This is a genomic window from Streptomyces sp. CS113, from assembly GCF_002188365.1.
Lineage (GTDB): Bacteria > Actinomycetota > Actinomycetes > Streptomycetales > Streptomycetaceae > Streptomyces > Streptomyces tendae.
Map to the genome: position 1 here is coordinate 516,634 of NZ_KZ195574.1, position 17,049 is coordinate 533,682.

The following is a 17,049-nucleotide window of genomic DNA, read 5'->3' on the forward strand; positions in this document are numbered from 1 at the left end:
ACGTCACCGTCCGGCGCCGCCGCCCGCGCGCGTGTCCGCCAGCGCGAACGACACCGTCACCCGTGCGCCCCCGAGCGGCGCGCGGGTGATCGTCAGTTCGCCGTCGGCCGTGCGGGCCGCCCGGGCCACGATGTCCAGGCCCAGCCCCGTGGAACCGCCGACGCTGACGCCCCGGGTGAGTGCCGCCTCGGGGTCCGCGACGCCCGGTCCGGCGTCGTCGACCGTGAGGTGCACGTGCCGGTCCCGGCGCTCCACGCGCACGACGAAGCGGGTGCCCTGCGGGGTGTGCCGGAAGACGTTGCCGATCAGGGCGTCGACGACGGCGGCGAGGTCGTCCTCGGGGAAGGCCACGGGGGTCGGACGCGGGGTGAGGGAGCGCTCGAACGGCCGCTCCTGCTGGGCGGCGAGGACCGACCAGAAGTCCAGCCGCATGGTGACCACCTCCGCGACGTCGCACGGTTTCGCGGTCCCCGCGCCGGCCCCGGCGAGCTGTGCCGCCGCCAGCGGGGTGCGCGCCGCCGCGATGATCGAGTCCAGTTCGCGCTCCAGCTGGCCGGCCGCTTCCGTGACCCGCCGGGCGCTCGGTGTCGCGCCCATCCGGTCGGCCTCCAGGTAGAGGGCGGTCAGCGGGGTGCGCAGCCGGTGCGAGAGGTCTGCGACCAGTTCGCGTTCGACGGCGAGCAGATCGACGACCCGGTCGGCCATCGTGTTGAACGCCACTCCGGCCTCTTGCAGCTCGGGCGGCCCGTCCGGCTCCACCCGTACGCCGAGGTCGCCGGAGCCGAGCGCGAGGGAAGCGCGCTTGAGGCCCCGGGAGGAGCGGACCACGCGGGCGCCGAGCCGGTCGGCGACCAGCACCGAGCCGCCCACCAGGCCCAGCGCCAGCAGGGCCATCACGCCCCAGGAGGCCGTCACGCCCCGGGTGAGGTCGGCGGCGGGCACGTAGGCCTCGACGACCGCGACCCGCTCGCCCCGCAGGACGACGGGCTGGAGGTACGCCCAGCCGTCCGAGGTGTCCACGGCGAGCGTCTCGCGCCCCCGTACGGCCCGGTCGAGCGCCTCCTCGGGCGCGTGCGGGGTGCCGACGAAACCGCCGTCGGGCAGCCGTACGGCCAGCTGGTCTGCGGAGCCGAGCTCCGCGACGGCCTGCTGGACGTCCGCGCGCCGGGTGGTGAGGGCGAGCACCGGCGAGAGGGCCGCGGCGCGCTGCTCGGCGGCGGTGGTGACCCGGTCGCGGGCCTGTTCGCGCACGAGGAGGGCGAGCGGGATGAGGAACGACAGCGCCACCATGGAGGTGACGGCCAGGGCGATCCCGGCGAGGGCACGTCTCATGGCGCGCTGACCAGCTTGATGCCGATGCCGCGCACGGTGTGGAGATAACGGGGCTTGCGCGCCTTCTCCCCCATCTTGCGGCGCAGTGCGGACAGGTGGACGTCCACCGTCTGGTCCTCCACGTACGGCTGCTGCCACACCTCGGCGAGGATCCGCTGCCGCGAGACGACCTGGTCGGCATGGGCGGCCAGATAGGCGAGCAGGTCGAACTCGCGGCGGGTGAGGGGAAGTTCGCGGCCGGCGAGATGAGCGGTGCGCGCGGTGGGGTCGATGCGGAGGTCGGCGACCTGGAGGACCGGCAGCCGCGCGGCCCGGAGGTCGGCGGGTGCGGAGCGGCGCAGCACGGCGGCGAGCCGGGCCGCGAGCTGACCGCCGGAGAAGGGCTTGACCAGGTAGTCGTCAGCCCCGGCGTTGAGCAGCCGGATGATCTCGCTCTCCTCGTCCCGGGCGGTGGCGACCAGCACCGGGACGCGGGATATGCCCCGGATCATCCGCAGTACGTCGAGTCCGTCGAGGTCGGGCAGCCCGAGGTCGAGCACGACGATGTCCGGCGGGCTCTGGGTGATGTCGCGCAGCGCCTCGAACCCCTGGTGTGCGGTCTTCACCGCGTAGCCGTGTCCGGCGAGGACCTCGATCAGCGCGGCCCGGATCACAGGGTCGTCCTCGACGACAAGTACGGAGGCCATGGGCAGGCACGTTAGCCGGTCCGTCACTATGGTGTCGTGTCCCGCCTTCTGCGCTACCTGATCATCTGGCTGTCCTGCACGGCGGCCAGTGTGACGGCTGTCATCATCACCATCCACTTCGTGGTGGGGTCGACCCGGCCGACCGCGCCGGTCGCGCAGACGGCGCCCGAGGAGCTCCCGGCCCCGCCCCGGCCGACCGTCTCCAAGACCGTGACGGCCACCCCCAGCCCGTCGCCCACCAGCCGCGCGCCCAGCCCGACGCCGTCGCGCACCAGCGACCGGGCGCCCGAGCCGGCCCCGACCCCCACGCCGACGCCGAGCCCTCGCACCACGGCCCCGCGGCCTCCCGCGGGCGGGGGCGACCCGGGCTGCGAGGAGGGCGGGGCGGGCGTGTACACGGTGCCGTCCGAGGGTGGCAAGGCGACCGTGCGGTTCGGCGGCGGCGGGGTGTGCCTGATCTCGGCGGTGCCGAACCAGGGCTTCACGGTGAATACGGAGCAGAGCGCGCCGCAGACGCTGAAGGTGACGTTCTCGGCGAGCCGCCACCGTTCGGAGATCACCGCGACGACGCAGCCGCAGAGCCGGGCCGACGTCCGTGAGGTGTCGTGGTGAGGGTCAGGCGGTGGCGCAGACGGCCCCGTTCAGGCGGAACGCGGCCGGGGCGGTGTTGTTGCCGTCCTTCTGGGCGGTGAAGCCCAGGGTGACCGTGCCGCCGGCCGGGATGGTGGCGGTGTAGGAGGCCGGGGCGACGCTTACCGCGCCCGCGTTCTGGGTGGCGGTGCCGCCCCACATGTGGGTGACGGTCTGGCCGTCGGCGAAGGCGAAGGCCAGCGTCCACGGACCCACGGCGGTGCTCCCGGTGTTGCGGACGGCGATCTCGCCCTGGAAGCCGCCCGGCCACTCGCCCACCACGCGGTAGCCGACGGCGCAGGCGCCGCCCGGGGTGCCGCCGCCCTCGTCGGTGGTGACCTCCACGGCGGGAGAGGCGGTGGAGCGGTTGCCCGCCGCGTCGCGGGCGCGGACGGCGAAGGTGTACGCGGTGCCCGGGGTGAGGCCGGTCACGGTGGCGGTGGTCGTGGCCGAGGAGGCGACCGTGGTCTCGGTGCCGTCGCCGAGGCGGACGACGTCGTAGCCGGTGACCGCGGTGTCGTCGGTGGCGGCGGTCCAGCCGAGGGTGACGGCGGTGGCGGTGACGGCGGTGGCGGTCGGGGGGCCGGGAGCCGTCGGGGCCTGGGTGTCCGGGGCGCCGCCGCCGTAGACGGTGGCCTCCTTCGAGGTCCCGGCGATGCCGTCGGCGCCGTGGAAGATGCGCTCGCCCCAGTCGCTGAGCCTGCTCGGGTCGAAGTCGAGGGCCAGGTCGAGGACGGGGTCGGTGTTGCCGCTCCACGACCACGCGAGGTAGCCGAGGCGGAGCTGCTCGGCGGTGGCCATCATGGTGTCCTCGTCCGGGTCGCCGTACTGGTCGGCGGGCCCGCCGAACTCGCCGATGAGGAGGGGCAGTTTCGCGTCGGCGAACGCGTTCAGGTAGTCCGTGATCTCCTGGGCGGTGTCGTAGACGCTGTACATGTGGATGGAGAAGATCAGGTTGCCGGTGGGGTCGGCGTCGTAGACGGACTGCGCCTGGGCGCGCATGACACCCTGCCAGTCCTGGCCCCAGTTGGGGGCGTCCACCATGATCGTGTGCTGGAGTCCGGCGGTGCGCAGCTTCTCGACGGCCGCGACGGTGGGCTCGGTCCACCCGGCGGGATCGGTGTTGCCCCAGGGCTCGTTGCCGATGTTGACGACGACGTAGTCCTCCTGGCCGGCCAGGACGTCCTTGAGGCCGATCCAGTAGTCGGCGGCGTGGTCGAGGGTGCCGGCCGCGGCGTCCTCGCCGTAGCCGGTGGTGTCGTGCACCTCCAGCACGCAGATCAGCCGGTTGGCCTTGCACCGCTCGATGACGGCGGCGACGTCCTCGGGGCCGTTCTCGCTCCAGCGGTGCCCGTCCGACAGGACGACCCGGACGCTGTTGGCGCCCAGCGCCTTGACGTCCGCCAGCGACTGCGTCTCACCCGGATACCAGGTGTGGGCGTGGTTGACCCCGCGCATGACGAAGTCGTTGCCGTTGCCCTCCACCAGGCGGCCCTCGCTGATGTGCAGACCGGCCGCCCGGGCGCCGGCCGCCTGCCCTTGCGCGGGGGCCCGGGCCGCGGGCGACTGGGCCACGGCGGCGCCCGGACAGAGGGCGCCGACGACGAGCAGCCCGATCAGCGCGGCGAGGCCGGCCACCAGACGGGCCGCGAGGGGCTTCGGTGCGGGGGTTCCACGTCTTGCTGTGCGCACGGCGACTCCAGGATTGCGTAGTGCGGACACGGGGCGAGGGGCGGTGAGGAGGCATGGGAGGGGCGCATCGCGCGCCGCATGGGAGCGCTCCCACACTGCGCCTCCATGAAACTCATTACGCCGCGTACACGTCAAGACTGCGAACAGAAAACGCTTGCCCCGCCCCGGGCCGAGGCGGGCCGAAGCGGGCCGGGGCGGGGCAGCGCGGTGCGGCGCCGTCCCGGTCGTCACTCCACCGTCACCACGACCGAGTGCCAACCGCTCGCGCCGTCGGGCACGGTGCGGGTACGCCTCTCCGTCTGCACTTCGCCGGTCCGGTCGGTGGCCCGCACGGTGAGGGTGTGCCCGCCCTTGGTGGCCCGCCAGGCGTACGACCACTGCCGCCAGGTGTCGCGCGAGTCCTCGGCGGCCAGGGTGACCTCCTGCCAGGGGCCGTCGTCGACGCGGATCTCGACCCTGTCGATGCCCCGGTGCTGGGCCCAGGCCACTCCGGCGACCATCACCGTGCCCGCCTCCGGCCGGGCGAACGGCTTCGGCGTGTCGATCCGGGACTGGGTCTTGATCGGTGCCTCGCGGGCCCAGTCGCGCTTGACCCAGTACGCGTCGTACGCGTCGAACGTGGTCAGCTCGATCTCCTCGATCCACTTGCAGGCCGAGACGTAGCCGTAGAGGCCGGGCACCAGCATGCGGACGGGGAATCCGTGCTCGAAGGGCAGGGGCTCGCCGTTCATGCCGAGGGCGAGCATCGCGTCGCGGCCGTCCATGACGTCCTCGACGGGGCTGCCGATGGTCATGCCGTCCACGGACCGGGCCACGAGCTGGTCCGCCGGGCCGCCCTCCGACGGGCGCCGGACCCCGCACTCCTCCAGCAGGTCGGCGAGTCGGACGCCGATCCAGCGCGCGTTGCCGACGTACGGGCCGCCGACCTCGTTGGACACGCAGGTGAGGGTGACGTCCCGCTCGATCAGCCGCCGGCGCAGGAGGTCGTCGAAGGTCAGCGTCTTCTCCCGGGCCACCCCCTCGCCGTGGAGGCGCAGCCGCCAGGTCGTGGCGTCCACCTTGGGGACCACCAGGGCGGTGTCGACCCGGTAGAAGTCGCTGTTGGGGGTGACGAAGGAGCTGACCCCCTCCACCCCGACCTGTGCCCGCCGGGGCATCGCCGGGGCCGGTGAGCCGGGCGCCGGAAGGGTGATCCGCCGCCGGGAGGCGGCGGCTTCCCGGCCGCCCGCGCCGCTCAGGGACCGGCCCAGGACGCCGGTCCCGGCGGAGGCCGCGGCGGCGGCCGTCGCCGCGAGCACGAAACGGCGCCGGTCCCATCCCTCGCCCCGCTCCTCCGGCACCTCCCGGCGCGGCGCCGGGAGGAGGCCGACGAGGACGTACAGGAGGGCCGCGCCGGCGATCGCCCCCAGGACGGAGGGGAGGGCGTCCGTGACGCCGGTGGAGTCGGGCCTGCCGAGGGCCGCCGCGGCGCCGACGACTCCGAAGACCAGGACTCCCGCGGCACCGGTGCGCCGGTGGCGGACCGCGAACGCGCCGAGGACCAGGGCGAACAGGGTCAGCACAGCGAGGATGCCGAGCTGGAGCACCAGCTTGTCGTTGGCGCCGAAGGTACGGATCGCCCAGTCCTTCACGGCGGTCGGCGTACGGTCGATGGCGGCCGCGCCGACCGCGACGACCGGACCGGCCTGCGGGCGCACCGCGGCCGCCGCCGCCTCGGCGACGGCGAGGGCGGCGCCCCCCGCCAGGAGACCGCTCAGGCCTCCCAGCGCGAGGCGGGTCCAGGTCCTGGCCGACGATGTGCGTGGGGTCTTGTCGTGGTCGCTCACGACGGTAATCCGGCACCGGGCGGCCAACGGATTGGTGGCGCACCGCGCCCGCCGTCACCGTGTCCCGGCCCCGGCCCCCGGCCGAGTCCCGGTCCCCGGCCCGAAGGCGTGACCGAGCACCGTGCGTATGGCGTGACGCACCGCCGCGCGCGACTCGTCGGTCACGTCGATGGTCTCGAAGCCGTGATGGCCGTTCGGCACGTCGATCACCTCCACGTCCGCCCCGCGGTCCTTGGCCGCGGCCAGGAACTCCTCCACCGTGGCGGCGATCTCCGGCATCTCCCGCCCCACCCGGGTGAGTACGAGGGGCAGGTCGCCCGCGTTCGCCACGGCCCGCGCCGGTCGCAGGCGGGTCTCGGACATCCCCCAGTTCGGCAGGGGCGCGAGGACGGGGTAGGTGGCCGCCAGGCAGCGCAGCCACGCCGGGGGCGCGTCCAGCCAGTCGGCGGCGATCAGGCCACCGCCGGAGAAGAACCACAGCGCGATCCGGTCCCCGTCCACCCGCGGATCGGCCCGCGCCAGCTCCACGGCGGCCGCCACGTCCGCGGCGGCCCGCTCGTAGTCGCCGAGGTCGTGCAGGCGGTGGTCGAGGAGGACACCCACGGCTCCGTCCCCGGCCACGCACCGTGCGTACCCCGTCAGGCCGGGCCAGTCCCGCGGAGTCGGCCGGGCGTCGGCGGGCACCGGGCCGCCGTGCACGAACACCACGGCGGGGCGCGGCTCCTCGGCGTCGGGCAGGTAGAGGTCGACGTTTCCGTGCCGCTCCCTCGGGACGTCGGGCACGTCCATCAGGAACGGCTGCATGTGTCCCGGCCCCGCGACGTCGTCGACCGGCTCCAGCCGGTGCCCCTCGCCCGCCGCGGCCCGCAGCAGCACGTCCGTCAGCTCGGCGGGGCAGGACAGCATCGGCCAGTGGCCGGTGGGCAGTTCGAAGAAGGTCACCCGGGGGTCGGTCAGGGGGCGCAGCGCGGGGTCGCCGAGGCGCACCAGCATCTGGATCAGCTCGATGCTCGTGCCGTTGCCGGTGCACAGCACGCCGGTGGTGGGCACCGGGTCGACCGCGCCGGTCAGCCGCAGCGGCTGGAGCAGGGTGCCCAGGGGCTGGGGCGCGGCGAGTGCGGTGAGCCGGTCCAGTGCGGCGTCGGGGACTCCCGCGGTGCTGCCCCAGCGCGCCCACTCGTCGAGCGCCGGGGGCGGCAGCACCCCTTGGGCCTCTTCCGCCCCGCCGGTTGCGGCGGTTTCGGCGGTTGCGGCGCCTCCCGCGAGCCGCTCGCGCAGGGACTGGTCGGGTACGGCGGCCAGGGCCGGGACGCCGTCCCTCGGCAGGCCCGAGTCCAGGTAGACGATCCGCTCGATGCGCTCCGCACGCCGGTCGGCGGCACCGACCGCCGGGTGGATGCCGTAGTCGTGGCCGACCAGCACGATCCGCCGGTCCTCGGCCGTGCCCACGGAGTCGACCACCGCGAGCACGTCCGCGATGTGGGTCTCCAGGTCCACGGCCACGTCGCCGGCCGCGCGGGGTCCGTCGAGGCCGGTGAGGGCGACCGTGTGCACCTCGGCGCCCACCGCGGTCAGGCGCGCGACGGTGTCCTGCCAGATGTGTGTGCCGGTGAACATGCCCGACACCAGGATGAACGCGGTCATGGTCCGCTCTCTCCTCCGTCCGTGACGCGGCCCGGCCCGATCACCGGCCCGCCGTCGCCGGTACGGTAGGAACTCCCCCTGAGGGAGGTTCAAGTGTTCACGTCGAACGACGGTCTGTGCGGCATCGGCGAGCTGGCCGAGGACGCGGGTGTCACCGTCAAGACGGTCCGCTTCTACTCGGACCGGGGTCTGCTGCCGGAGGCGTCCCGCAGCGCCGGAGGGCACCGTCGGTACGGTCCCGAGGCACTCGACCGGCTGCGGCTGATCCGCTCCTTGCGCGCCCTGGGCCTGGGCGTTCCGGAAGTGCGGCGCATTCTCGACGAGCGGCACGCGGACGACGCGGCGGGCGGCGGGAGCGGGGCGGGCGGGGCCCTGGAGGCCGCCGTGGCGGGCCGGCTGCGTGAGGTCGGCTCGGAGCTGCGGGCCTTGCGCTGGCGGGAGGCCGCGCTGCGGCTGGTGCAGGAGTCGCCGCCCGGTGAGCAGGCCGACCGGCTGCGGTTGATCGGTGCCGTGTCCGTCCCGCCCAGCACGGCGCCGCTGGTGCGGTTCTGGCGCGGTTGGCTGCCGGCCCGGATGCCGGCCCGGTCGGCCGGGGCCTTCCTGGACGTGGCGGTCCCGCAGCCGCCCGACGATCCCGCTCCGGCCCAGGTCCTGGCCTTCGCCCGTCTCAACGCCCTTACGCTCGCGCCGTGTCCGGGCACGGCCCAGCCCCAGCCCGAGGCCCACCGGGCCGCCGGTGCGCGGGGCGCCGCCGTGCTGTACGCGGGCCTCGCGGAGGCGTACGAGCTGGCCGGGGCGCAGCTGCGCTGGGGCCGCCGGCCGCATCCGGGTGAGGCGCTGGACGGCTTCGTGGCCGCGTACACGAGCGCGTACGGGGTGCGGGACACCCCCGGCTTCCGGTACCGGCTGGCCGGGCAGCTCGCCGCCGATCCCCGGCTGGACGGCTACTGGGAGCTGGTGTCCGAGGTGAACACCGCGCCGGGCGGGCGGCCGGAGCCGACCCCCGGGACCGCGCACGACTGGCTGCTGACGGCGCTCACCGCGCAGACGGGGGCGGTGCCCGGTCAGGGCACGTCGCCCCGCCAGTCGAAGCGGCGGGCGTCCCCCGGCCTCGGGGCGTAGGCGGAGCGGCCGCCGGGGCCGTAGCGGCCTATCTCCGTCGCCAGTGCCACCGCGCGGCCGCGCTCCTGTTCCGTGAGGTCCGTGACGTCCAGCAGCAGGCCGTCCAGGGGGCCGCCCACCAGGTGGGCGTAGACGCGACCGGTGCGCGGCCCGGGGTTGTCGTGATCGGCGCCGTAGACCCTGCCGCGCATGAACTCCACCTCATCCATGAGAGGAAGCCTCGCATCCGCCACTGACAATGGCCCGGCAGCGCGGAGCGGCCGCTGGAACCGGCCGCTGCTACAAGGGGGGTTCGTCCAGCAGTTCGAGGAGGCAGCGTGCGCCCGCCGCGGCCGTCGCGGCTGCGGCGCCGCCGGACGCCGTGGGGAAGAGCCTGCCATAGGCGGCGGCGCGGTTCAGTGCGCTGAGCCGCCAGGCGAGGCGCACCGCGCGCCGCAGCTGCGCGGGCGTACGGCCGGCGCCCGTCCAGGGTTCGAGGTAGGCGTCGCGCAGGCGCGGCAGGATGCGCGTCCCGTGGTGCTCGGCCGCCCGGCGGGCGGGGACGGCGAGGCTGGCGAAGGGGTGGGCGACGATCGCGTCGCCCCAGTCGAAGAAGGTGAACCGGCCGGGCGCGGGACGGAACAGCTGGCCGTCGTGCAGGTCGGCGTGGTCGAGGGAGTCGGGGACGCCCAGGGCCGCGAGTTCGGCGCACCAGTCCCGGAGGCGGGGGCGCAGTTCCCGGAGCGCGGCCCGGTCCCGGGACGGCAGCGGCGTCTCGTCCAGCCGGTCGAGGACGCCGGGCAGCGCGTCGGTGGGCACGGCGGGCACACCCAGGCGTTCGATCTCGCCGGCGCGGGGGGTCAGGGCGTGCTGCATGGCCCCGTACTGGCGCAGGAGGCCCTCCCAGGCGCCGGGAGTGACCGCCTCCCGCGCCAGGACGTCCCGGAAGAGCGGTCCCCCGTCGGGCAGCAGCGACCAGCCGCGTCCGGTGTCCACCGCCAGCGGCTCCAGTACGTTCCCGGGGACCCAGCGGGCCAGCGCCGCGGTCAGGGCGCCCTCGAAGGCACTGGCCGGCGGGTTCGCCTTGAACCAGACGGCGTCGCCACCCTCGATGCTCAGCCGCAGCAGGACGGACCAGGGCCGCAGCCGCGCCCGCCAGTGTCCCGTCGGCCGCAGGCCGCGGGCGGTCAGCCGGGCCTCGGTCCAGCCGAGGGCCTCGGTGCGCCAGGCCGGTTCCTCCCAGGGGGTGACGGTGTCCTGGTACCGCCCCCGGTCCACGGTCACCGGCGCGTCGCTGAGCATGACGCCATCCCAGCACCGTGCGCCGCGCCCGGCCACCGGATTTCGCCCCTCCCGGGACCCTGGAACGTGCCTCCGGGAGGGGCGGGGTGGATCAGGCCAGGTCGAAGCGGTCGAGGTTCATGACCTTGACCCAGGCGGCGACGAAGTCGTGCACGAACTTCTCCTTGGCGTCGTCGCTCGCGTAGACCTCGGCGAGCGCCCGCAGCTCGGAGTTGGAGCCGAACACCAGGTCGGCGCGGCTGCCGGCCCACTTGACCTCGCCCGTGGCGGCGTCGCGGCCCTCGAAGGTGGTCTGGTCCTCGGACGTCGACTTCCACTCCGTGCCCAGGTCGAGCAGGTTGACGAAGAAGTCGTTGGTCAGCGAGCCGGGCGTCCGGGTGAACACGCCGAGCTGGGACTGCTGGTGGCCCGCGCCCAGCACGCGCAGGCCGCCGACCAGGACGGTCATCTCGGGCGCGCTCAGGGTGAGCAGGTTGGCACGGTCGAGGAGCAGGAACTCGGCCGGCAGCCGGTTGCCCTTGCCGAGGTAGTTGCGGAAGCCGTCGGCGGTCGGCTCGAGGGCCTCGAACGACTCGGCGTCGGTGTGCTCCTCCGTGGCGTCCACGCGGCCCGCGGCGAAGGGGACCTGCACCGGGAAGCCGGCTTCCTTGGCCGCCTTCTCGACCGCGGCCGAGCCGCCGAGGACGATCAGGTCGGCCAGGGAGACCTTCTTGGCGCCCGCACCGGAGTTGAACTCCTGCTGGACGCCCTCCAGGACGCGCAGCACCTGCGCCAGCTCGTCCGGCTCGTTGACCTCCCAGCCGCGCTGCGGCTGAAGCCGGATGCGGGCGCCGTTGGCGCCGCCGCGCTTGTCGCTGCCGCGGAAGGTGGACGCCGAGGCCCACGCGGTGGTCACCAGCTGCGACACCGAAAGGCCGGACTCGAGGAGCTTGGTCTTGAGGGTGGCGATGTCCTCGGCGTCGACGGCCTCGCCCTCGGGCTCGGGCAGCGGGTCCTGCCAGATCAGGGTCTCCTCGGGGACCTCCGGGCCGAGGTACAGGGACTTCGGGCCCATGTCGCGGTGCGTCAGCTTGAACCAGGCGCGGGCGAAGGCGTCGGCGAATTCCTCCGGGTTCTCGTAGAACCGGCGGGAGATCGGCCCGTAGACCGGGTCGAGGCGCAGCGACAGGTCGGTGGTGAGCATCCTGGGGCGGTGCTTCTTCGCCGGGTCGTGCGCGTCGGGGATGATCTCCGGGGCGTCCTTGGCCACCCACTGGTTGGCTCCGGCGGGGCTCTGCTCCAGCTCGTACTCGTACTCGAAGAGGTTCTTGAAGAAGCCGTTCCCCCACTGGGTGGGCGTGCTGGTCCAGGTGACCTCCAGGCCGGAGGTGATGGCGTCGCCGCCCTTGCCCGTGCCGTGGGTACTCTTCCAGCCGAGGCCCTGCTGCTCCATGGCGGCGGCCTCGGGGTCGTCGCCGACGGCGTCGGCCGGGCCGGCGCCGTGGGTCTTGCCGAAGGTGTGCCCGCCGGCGATGAGCGCGACGGTCTCCTCGTCGTTCATCGCCATGCGGCGGAACGTCTCGCGGATGTCGCGGGCGGCGGCGATCGGGTCCGGGTTGCCGTTGGGGCCTTCCGGGTTGACGTAGATCAGGCCCATCTGGACGGCGCCGAGCGGGTTCTCCAGCTCGCGGTCGCCGGTGTAGCGGCGGTCGTCGAGCCAGGTGGTCTCGGGGCCCCAGTAGACGTCCTCCTCGGCCTCCCAGACGTCGGCGCGGCCGCCGGCGAAGCCGAAGGTCTCGAAGCCCATCGTCTCCAGCGCGACGTTGCCGGTGAGGACGAGCAGGTCGGCCCAGGAGAGGTTCTGGCCGTACTTCTTCTTGACCGGCCACAGCAGGCGGCGGGCCTTGTCGAGGTTGCCGTTGTCCGGCCAGCTGTTGAGCGGGGCGAAGCGCTGCTGGCCGGCGCCCGCGCCGCCGCGGCCGTCGCTGATCCGGTAGGTGCCCGCGCTGTGCCAGGCCATCCGGATCATCAGCGGGCCGTAGTTGCCGAAGTCGGCGGGCCACCAGTCCTGCGAGGTGGTCAGCACCTCGGCGATGTCCCGTTTCACGGCCGCCAGGTCGAGGGCCTCGAAGGCCTCGGCGTAGTCGAACTCCTCACCCAGCGGGTTGGCGACGGCGGGGTTCTTGGCGAGGATCTTCAGGTTGAGCCGCTCCGGCCACCACTGACGGTTTCCGCCGCCCTGCGTGGGGTGCGCGGCGCGTCCGTGGGCGACCGGGCAACCGCCCGTCTCCTCGGCCTTCGCGTCGGTCACGATGGCGTCGTGGTTCTCGGACATGGGAATCCTTCCGGACGGGGCGGATCAAGGTGCTGGGGAACTGCTGGGCGTGGAGCAGTCGGGGCACAGGCCCCGGTAGATGACCTCGGCCTCGTCTATCACGAAGCCGCGGTCGTCGGAGGCGGTCAGGCACGGCGCGTCGCCGACGGCGCAGTCGACGTCGGCGAGGGCGCCGCAGGACCGGCACAGGACGTGGTGGTGGTTGTCACCGACCCGTCCCTCGAACCGCGCCGCGCCGCCGGGCGGTTCGATACGGCGCACGAGCCCTGCCGCGGTCAGGGCGTGCAGGGCGTCGTACACGGCTTGGAGGGAGACGTGCCCCACACGCCGGCGCACCCCGCGGGTGAGGGCCTCGGCGTCGAGGTGGTCCCCCGCCCGTACGGTCTCGAGCAGCGCGACCCGGGCGGCGGTCACCCGCAGTCCCGCCAGGCGCAGTTCGTCGGCGGTGGCCGGATTCCGGGAGTGCCGGGATGCCGTCATGGCGGCGAACCTACTCCCTGGGACACGAACGACTCAAGGAAACGAACGACTCCAGCGTGGTAAACAACGTGCGTGGCGGGCACTGGCACGGGATGCCCGCCCGTACGGCGCGACGACAGGAATGGACGACAGGAATGAGTGGCCGGTGCTGTTGAAGACGTTCCGCTGGGCTTTCGCCGTGACGGCCCTCGGCCTGGCGGCGGGTGTGCTCTACGACGGCTGGACCGCCCTCGGCATCGTGGCGATCCTGTCCGTCCTGGAGGTCTCGCTGTCCTTCGACAACGCGGTGATCAACGCCGGGATCCTGAAGAAGATGAATGCCTTCTGGCAGAAGATCTTCCTCACCGTCGGCATCGTGATCGCGGTGTTCGGTATGCGGCTGGTCTTCCCGGTGGTGATCGTGGCGATCAGTGCCCGGCTGAGTCCCTGGAGCGCGGTGCACCTGGCGCTCACCGACAAGGACCGCTACCAGGAGCTGGTGACGGACGCCCATCCGTCGATCGCGGCCTTCGGCGGCATGTTCCTGATGATGATCTTCCTCGACTTCGTGTTCGAGGACCGGGAGATCAAGTGGCTGGGGTGGCTGGAGCGTCCGCTGGTCAAGCTCGGCAGGGTCGACATGCTGTCGGTCTGCATCGCCCTGGTCATGCTGCTCGTCTCCGCCACCACCTTCGGCGCCCATGCCCACCAGCACGGCGGCACGCACGCCGACAAGGCGGAGACGGTGCTGCTGGCGGGCGTGGGCGGTCTGATCACCTACATGGTCGTGGGCGGCCTCTCCGGTTTCTTCGAGCAACGCCTGGAGAACGAGGAGGAGCGGGAGCGGGAGCGGGAGGCGGAGCAGGACGCGGAGCAGGCGGGAAGGTCCTCCGGATCGCCCGTCAAGCTGGCGGGCAAGGCGGCGTTCTTCATGTTCCTCTACCTGGAGGTCCTGGACGCGTCCTTCTCCTTCGACGGCGTCATCGGCGCCTTCGCCATCACCAACGACATCGTCCTGATGGCCCTCGGCCTCGGCATCGGCGCCATGTACGTGCGGTCCCTGACCGTCTACCTGGTCCGCCAGGGCACCCTCGACGACTACGTCTACCTGGAGCACGGCGCCCACTACGCGATCGGCGCCCTGTCGCTGATCCTGCTGGTCACCATCCAGTACGAGATCAACGAGATCATCACCGGCCTCGTCGGCGTCGTCCTGATCGGCGCCTCCTTCTGGTCCTCCGTGCGCCGCAACCGGACGCTGCGCGCCGCCTCCTGAGCGGTCCCGCGGTGCGCCGGCGGCCGGCGGATCCGGGAGCGGCGCCACGCGACGCCGCGCCCGCCACCGCCGTCACCGCAGGCGCCTGATGTCCCCGCGCACCCGGTAGAAGCCGCCCGACGCGGCGTGCAGCGCGTCGACCACGTACCGCGCGCCGGGTTCCCTGATCGCCCTCGGGAACTGGACGTTCCACGCGGGGTCGTACCCTTCCGACACCACGTGGATCCGGGTGCGGCCGTTCTCCTGGACGCATTCGACGACGACGGAGCCCGCGGGCGCCGCGGTCACGGTCGTCACCGCGGTGGCGGCGGTGGCGGGCGCGTACGTCGGCAGGGTGGCGGCGAGCTTCACGTCCCGGGCGACGGGCACCGAGCCCTGCTGCGCGGCCGTGACCGCCGCCTCGCTCGCGTCCACGCACACCAGGGAACCGTCGGTGGTGACGAGGAACAGCCGCTCGTCGCGGTACTGCATGGACAGGGCGGAGCCACCGCCCGTGCCCAGCTTCCACAGCCGGGTGCCGTCACGGTCGAAGCAGTACACCGAGGACGCGGAGTCGCCGGCGAAGACGAACCGGCCCCCGGCCGAGGTGGCGCACGAGTAGACGGGGCTGTCGCAGTGGTACGTCGCCTCGATGGCACCGGTGGCCTTGGACAGCCGCTGGACCGTGTGCCGCGCGGTGCCGGCGTAGACCGCGTCGTCCTCCTGCCAGCCGAAGAGCACGGCTCCCTGGGTGGGGGTGTGCCACAACTCGGCGCCGCCGTCCGGGGAGTGGGCGGTGACGCCGCGGGTGTGTCCGTGGTAGACGGCGCGGTCGTCGGCGCGCACCATCCAGGCGTGCTCACCGCGACCGCCGCGCGACCACTGGTGCTCGTCCTCGTGGTCGATCACGGTGAGCCGTCCGGCGCGGTCCGCCACGTTCAGCACGCCCTCGTGGATGTCGAGCCAGAAGATGTCCACGTCGGCCGCGATGTCGTAGGCGGCGAAGGGCAGTTTGGACGACAGGTCGTAGACCCGGCCGTCGTCGCAGCCGGCGTAGATCCAGAAGTCGTCGGCGACCAGGCACTTGACGCCGTCGGGCAGTTGGTAGCGGGCGAGGACCTCGCCGCCGTGGGCGAGGGTGAAGACGTCGCCCGCCTGGTTGCCCACCCAGCACTTGTCCTCGTCGATGTGGATGCCGAACGCCGCGGAGCCGGTGCGGAACCGCCACAGGACCGGTGCGACCGCGCGGGCCGTGGACGGCGCGGAGGCCACCTGCCGGCGGGTGACCGCGCGGGGCGCGCGCTGTCCCTGCACGGCGGGCTCGTAGCCCTTGCGCACCTTCTCGCCTATCTTCTTGGCGGCCGCGGCCTCGGCCTTCTGCGCGGTGGGGAAGGTGGACGTCTGGGTCTGCCCGGCGGCGCCGATCCGGCCGTAGCGCACCGTCACGGCCTGTCCCTGGACGGTGACTTCGTAGAACTTGTGCGCGCTCCCGTCGTCCTGCGACAGCTCCAGGTACGTCCTCGACATGGCAGACCTCTCCCCGGTCGGTCCCGCGGCGTGTTCCGCGGGTTCCACTGACCACACCGTATGAGGTCCCACTGACAATCCGGCCCGGCGGCTACGGGGGTTTGGCGGCTCAGGACAGGGTCGCGGGCGGCGGGGTCCAGCGGCTGGCGCGGGCGGCGGCGCCGGAGACGCCGTACTCCTTCCTCAGTTGCTCGGGGATGGCGTAGTGCATGACGCGTCCGCGGGTGAGGGAGGAGAGTTCGAGGGCCGTGGTGAGGTGGCCGAGCCGGTCCAGGGCCCAGGCGCCCAGGGGTGAGCGGTCCTCGATGGTCTCCAGGACGCCGAGCAGGTGCGGGGCGGCCTTGACCACGGTGTCCCAGGCGGAGCGGGGCACCTCAAGCCAGTCGGCGCAGGTGTCGCCGACGAGGTGGCGGATCAGCGCGGAGACGACCGGGTCGAAGAGGGTGCCGGGGACGACTTCCTCGTACAGGTCGATCAGTTGCCGGGTGAGGTGGGCACCCTCCTCGGAGGGGCCCATGTGGCGGAGCATGTACAGGTCGAGGAAGCCGCGGGCCTCGTCGAGCGTGGCGGGGACGGCCGACTGGTCGACGCCCAGGATGGCGCCGACGACGCGCCAGGCGTAGTAGTAGGCCTCCGCGCCCTCGGCGGACATGTGGATGCCGAGACGGTGCAGGCTGTCCAGGACGAGCAGGGAGAAGAACATCTGCCCGCCGATCATGTCCTCCTGGCAGATCGGTACGCCGAGGGTGTCGGTGTCCCAGCGGTCCTCCCGCTTCAGGTGGTGCCGGATGGCGGCGTGCAGCAGGCGTACCTTCTGGGCGGCCGGGAGGAAGCGGCCGCCGGCCTCGAACGCGTCGGGCCGCATGAGGTAGACGGTGAACTGGCCGGTCTCCGCCATCCGTTTGGAGGGGTAGTTCAGGCCGTGGGTCGCCGACAGCAGCCGGGCCACGTGCGGGACGACGTAGCAGGCGGGCATGGAGGCGAACGACAGCGCGGTCGAGATGTGCACGTTGTTGTCGATGAAGAACAGGCGGGCCCGCTCCATCTCGTCCCAGTCCACCCAGTCCGGCGGGGTGCCGGTCACCCGGAGGTACTCGCGGGCGACCCCGGGGAGGCCGTCCGGGAGTTGCTGGCCGGTGGTGGAGACGTGGCGCATCAGGGCGTTGAACTTGCCGACCTCGCCGCGCTCGAACAGGGTGGCGACGACCGCGTCGGCCAGTTCGTCACCGCTGTGGCGCAGGGCGTCCATCGACGTCTCGGTGGGGGTCATCCCGGTCTCCT

The 17,049-nt window shown here is 73.4% G+C and carries 15 protein-coding genes; 3 read left to right on the forward strand and 12 right to left on the reverse strand.

Annotated features, from left to right (window positions below; translation table 11 throughout):
• Positions 1 to 3: 3 nt before the first annotated feature.
• From B9W62_RS01970 to B9W62_RS40475, 3 genes are read right to left on the reverse strand one after another with little or no spacing between them, the layout of a single operon-like run.
• Positions 4 to 1,332 carry a sensor histidine kinase gene (locus B9W62_RS01970; protein WP_087804540.1) on the reverse strand — a complete coding sequence of 443 codons (1,329 nt, stop codon included), beginning with the start codon at positions 1,330 to 1,332 and terminating at the stop codon, positions 4 to 6.
• Positions 1,329 to 2,018: a response regulator transcription factor gene (locus tag B9W62_RS01975; protein ID WP_179235305.1), complete on the reverse strand. Its 690-nt coding sequence runs from the start codon at positions 2,016 to 2,018 to the stop codon at positions 1,329 to 1,331. The genes B9W62_RS01970 and B9W62_RS01975 overlap by 4 nt, the downstream gene beginning before the upstream one ends.
• 53 nt (positions 2,019 to 2,071) lie before the next feature.
• A complete protein-coding gene (locus B9W62_RS40475) occupies positions 2,072 to 2,350 on the reverse strand; it encodes a hypothetical protein (RefSeq protein WP_218782025.1) in 279 nt (92 codons plus the stop codon).
• 58 nt (positions 2,351 to 2,408) lie between these two features.
• On the opposite strand from B9W62_RS40475, the gene B9W62_RS01985 reads away from it, so the two are divergent.
• Positions 2,409 to 2,630, forward strand: a complete 222-nt coding sequence (locus B9W62_RS01985; RefSeq protein ID WP_087804543.1) for a hypothetical protein — start codon at positions 2,409 to 2,411, stop codon at positions 2,628 to 2,630.
• A 3-nt stretch (positions 2,631 to 2,633) separates the two neighbouring features.
• Here B9W62_RS01985 and B9W62_RS01990 read toward each other — a convergent pair whose 3' ends face one another.
• The 3 genes from B9W62_RS01990 to B9W62_RS02000 all read right to left on the reverse strand — a co-directional run bounded on the left by B9W62_RS01990 (position 2,634) and on the right by B9W62_RS02000 (position 7,810).
• The gene (locus tag B9W62_RS01990; protein ID WP_087804544.1) at positions 2,634 to 4,340 is read right to left on the reverse strand and encodes a cellulase family glycosylhydrolase; all 1,707 of its coding nucleotides are present in this window, start codon (positions 4,338 to 4,340) and stop codon (positions 2,634 to 2,636) included.
• 227 nt (positions 4,341 to 4,567) lie between these two features.
• Positions 4,568 to 6,166: a sulfite oxidase gene (locus B9W62_RS01995; protein WP_087804545.1), complete on the reverse strand. Its 1,599-nt coding sequence runs from the start codon at positions 6,164 to 6,166 to the stop codon at positions 4,568 to 4,570.
• 54 nt (positions 6,167 to 6,220) lie between these two features.
• The gene (locus B9W62_RS02000) at positions 6,221 to 7,810 is read right to left on the reverse strand and encodes an alpha/beta hydrolase (RefSeq protein ID WP_087804546.1); all 1,590 of its coding nucleotides are present in this window, start codon (positions 7,808 to 7,810) and stop codon (positions 6,221 to 6,223) included.
• Between the two features lie 93 nt (positions 7,811 to 7,903).
• Between B9W62_RS02000 and B9W62_RS02005 the strand changes: the two genes are divergently transcribed.
• On the forward strand, positions 7,904 to 8,932 hold the full coding sequence (locus B9W62_RS02005) for a helix-turn-helix domain-containing protein (protein WP_087804547.1): 1,029 nt from the start codon (positions 7,904 to 7,906) through the stop codon (positions 8,930 to 8,932).
• Here B9W62_RS02005 and B9W62_RS02010 read toward each other — a convergent pair.
• The 4 genes from B9W62_RS02010 to B9W62_RS02025 form a co-directional block, all read right to left on the reverse strand.
• Positions 8,875 to 9,141, reverse strand: a complete 267-nt coding sequence (locus tag B9W62_RS02010) for a hypothetical protein (RefSeq protein ID WP_087804548.1) — start codon at positions 9,139 to 9,141, stop codon at positions 8,875 to 8,877. The genes B9W62_RS02005 and B9W62_RS02010 overlap by 58 nt on opposite strands.
• Positions 9,142 to 9,211: 70 nt before the next feature.
• Complete coding sequence (locus tag B9W62_RS02015; protein WP_087804549.1) at positions 9,212 to 10,213, reverse strand: aminoglycoside phosphotransferase family protein; 1,002 nt, start codon at positions 10,211 to 10,213, stop codon at positions 9,212 to 9,214.
• Positions 10,214 to 10,304: 91 nt separating this feature from the next.
• Positions 10,305 to 12,527, reverse strand: a complete 2,223-nt coding sequence (gene katG / locus B9W62_RS02020; protein WP_087804551.1) for a catalase/peroxidase HPI — start codon at positions 12,525 to 12,527, stop codon at positions 10,305 to 10,307.
• A gap of 24 nt (positions 12,528 to 12,551) precedes the next feature.
• Positions 12,552 to 13,007 carry a Fur family transcriptional regulator gene (locus B9W62_RS02025; protein WP_087804553.1) on the reverse strand — a complete coding sequence of 152 codons (456 nt, stop codon included), beginning with the start codon at positions 13,005 to 13,007 and terminating at the stop codon, positions 12,552 to 12,554.
• 145 nt (positions 13,008 to 13,152) lie between these two features.
• Between B9W62_RS02025 and B9W62_RS02030 the strand changes: the two genes are divergently transcribed.
• Positions 13,153 to 14,262 carry a DUF475 domain-containing protein gene (locus B9W62_RS02030; protein ID WP_087804555.1) on the forward strand — a complete coding sequence of 370 codons (1,110 nt, stop codon included), beginning with the start codon at positions 13,153 to 13,155 and terminating at the stop codon, positions 14,260 to 14,262.
• 72 nt (positions 14,263 to 14,334) lie between these two features.
• Here B9W62_RS02030 and B9W62_RS02035 read toward each other — a convergent pair whose 3' ends face one another.
• Together B9W62_RS02035 and B9W62_RS02040 are read right to left on the reverse strand one after the other, a co-directional pair.
• Positions 14,335 to 15,768, reverse strand: a complete 1,434-nt coding sequence (locus tag B9W62_RS02035) for a WGR domain-containing protein (protein ID WP_087804557.1) — start codon at positions 15,766 to 15,768, stop codon at positions 14,335 to 14,337.
• A 109-nt stretch (positions 15,769 to 15,877) separates the two neighbouring features.
• Positions 15,878 to 17,038, reverse strand: a complete 1,161-nt coding sequence (locus tag B9W62_RS02040) for an oxygenase MpaB family protein (protein ID WP_087804559.1) — start codon at positions 17,036 to 17,038, stop codon at positions 15,878 to 15,880.
• Positions 17,039 to 17,049 lie beyond the last annotated feature (11 nt).

Coding starts and splice junctions, on each gene's coding strand:
- B9W62_RS02035 (WP_087804557.1), bottom strand. CDS start 15,768: ATGTCGAGGACGTACCTGGAGCTGTCGCAGGACGACGGGAGCGCGCAC.
- B9W62_RS01975 (WP_179235305.1), bottom strand. CDS start 2,018: ATGGCCTCCGTACTTGTCGTCGAGGACGACCCTGTGATCCGGGCCGCG.
- B9W62_RS02000 (WP_087804546.1), bottom strand. CDS start 7,810: ATGACCGCGTTCATCCTGGTGTCGGGCATGTTCACCGGCACACACATC.
- katG (WP_087804551.1), bottom strand. CDS start 12,527: ATGTCCGAGAACCACGACGCCATCGTGACCGACGCGAAGGCCGAGGAG.
- B9W62_RS02010 (WP_087804548.1), bottom strand. CDS start 9,141: ATGGATGAGGTGGAGTTCATGCGCGGCAGGGTCTACGGCGCCGATCAC.
- B9W62_RS02025 (WP_087804553.1), bottom strand. CDS start 13,007: ATGACGGCATCCCGGCACTCCCGGAATCCGGCCACCGCCGACGAACTG.
- B9W62_RS01970 (WP_087804540.1), bottom strand. CDS start 1,332: ATGAGACGTGCCCTCGCCGGGATCGCCCTGGCCGTCACCTCCATGGTG.
- B9W62_RS02040 (WP_087804559.1), bottom strand. CDS start 17,038: ATGACCCCCACCGAGACGTCGATGGACGCCCTGCGCCACAGCGGTGAC.
- B9W62_RS02015 (WP_087804549.1), bottom strand. CDS start 10,213: ATGCTCAGCGACGCGCCGGTGACCGTGGACCGGGGGCGGTACCAGGAC.